Consider the following 1,518-nt stretch of genomic DNA (forward strand, 5'->3'; position numbering starts at 1 on the left):
GGCCGGGGCGGCGTGGCCGGCATGGGTCCGGGCCACGGTGCCGGGTACGGCGAAGAGGAAGCTCCGCGTACCAGTTGGCTGGAGGAGGACGAGGACGTCTGGGGTACGGACGGCGACGCCACCCCCGGCATCCTGCGCTGAGACCGGACGTTGTTGTGGGCTGGAAGCCAGTCCCAGCCCCGTATGTGCCGCACGCACCCGGCGGGCAGTGACGCCCGCCGGGTGCGTGCCGGTGTGTCGTGGTCGTGCGATGCGCCTACTTCCAGGTGGCCAGCGCCGACCGGATTCAGTGGCCTCATCAGCTCCGCCATGCTCGCGTTGAGTGCCGGCCGGGTGGCGCCAGCCTCTTGGGAGCAGTCCGTGGCCGCGCCGGTGCCGCAATCGGACTCGCCGTCGATGAAGGCGCCGTAGACGAGTTTGCGCTCCGAGACGGTACCGTCGGCGTTGCGGACCGGTAGCGAGAGCATGCCGCCGCCCGTGGTGCGTAGCACCTCCGAGGTGCAGCCGGTGCTGTCACAGGTGCCGCCGTTGCGGTACCCGCCGGGCTTGTAGACGCCCCACACCGCCTGGTTGAACAGGTTGAGGCCGCTATCCGAACCCTGCTGGCGCGGCCGAGTAGCGCTCCGGATCGATCGTCGCCGCCGCCTGGGCCGGTGACGCCGTAGCCACCACCACCCCGACGGTGGCCGACATGGCCGCCATAGCGCTCGCGGCCAGTACTTTTCCGAGCCTCATGAAGCCCCTCCCGTGACATCGATCCGCTTCTGCGGTGTGATCCTCGCCGGTGGGGAGGTCTGGCAACGAACCACTCATGGCCCACTCACAGCGGACCAGCCGCCGTCGATCAGGTGTGCCGCCTGCCACAGCTGCCACGCGTACGACCGCGCACGTCGATCCCATAGCGGCTGCGCCAGCTCCGCACCGTCCGGGATTGGCGTGCCGACGAAGCTGAGGCCGTCGCGGCTGCCGAGGTCGTCCGAGGCGAGCACGATGCTGAGCATTGCCGTTCGGTACGGATACGGCTCTACCGGGGCGAATCTCGACGGCACCGAGGGCAGGTGCAGCCGTCTGACCCGCCACGGTCAGCCTCGGTCTTTCGCCAACTGTTGATCAAGTGGCAGGCTGGTGTTCTGCACCGGGACGAGCGCCCGAAGGTCCGCAGCCAGCGCCTCGGTTGAGAGCAGTCACCGCCGTGGGTCAGGCGTCGGCGGTCCCGGCCCGCCGCCCCGGTCGCCAGCCGCGCCGCCGGCCCAGGGCCAGGACCGGTCGGGCGAGCAGCAGCGCCCCGGCGAGCAGGGCGCTCACCCCGGCCGCCCAGAACGCGATGGTGCGCTGTCGGGCCAGCGGGTCGTCCACCGGGTCGGGCGGGGGCATCGCGCCGGCCGGCGGGTCGGTCCGGGTGCCGAGCAGGCTGGTCAGCGCCCGGTACGGGTTGACCACTCCGTATCCGAGCTGAGGGTTGTGGCCGTCGGGCGGGTTGTCGGCCGTCCGGGTGAGCCGATAGGCCACCTGCTGGGG

Annotated in this window: 2 protein-coding genes and 1 pseudogene; all 3 read right to left on the reverse strand. The window is 71.5% G+C overall.

From position 1 onward, the window contains the following. Positions 1-588: 588 nt before the first annotated feature. Positions 589-735: a hypothetical protein gene (locus E1166_RS31355; protein ID WP_165944473.1), complete on the reverse strand. Its 147-nt coding sequence runs from the start codon at positions 733-735 to the stop codon at positions 589-591. A gap of 74 nt (positions 736-809) precedes the next feature. After that, complete coding sequence (locus tag E1166_RS30500) at positions 810-1,001, reverse strand: hypothetical protein (protein WP_132343250.1); 192 nt, start codon at positions 999-1,001, stop codon at positions 810-812. A gap of 196 nt (positions 1,002-1,197) precedes the next feature. Continuing rightward, positions 1,198-1,518, reverse strand: a pseudogene (locus E1166_RS30505) (type VII secretion-associated serine protease mycosin); the annotation flags it as partial.

This window comes from Micromonospora sp. KC213, assembly GCF_004348325.1.
In the GTDB taxonomy this organism is placed as follows: Bacteria; Actinomycetota; Actinomycetes; order Mycobacteriales; family Micromonosporaceae; genus Micromonospora.

Bases quoted from the DNA above. Each gene is read 5' to 3' on its own strand.
- E1166_RS31355 (WP_165944473.1), bottom strand. From the start codon at position 735: ATGAGGCTCGGAAAAGTACTGGCCGCGAGCGCTATGGCGGCCATGTCG.
- E1166_RS30500 (WP_132343250.1), bottom strand. From the start codon at position 1,001: ATGCTCAGCATCGTGCTCGCCTCGGACGACCTCGGCAGCCGCGACGGC.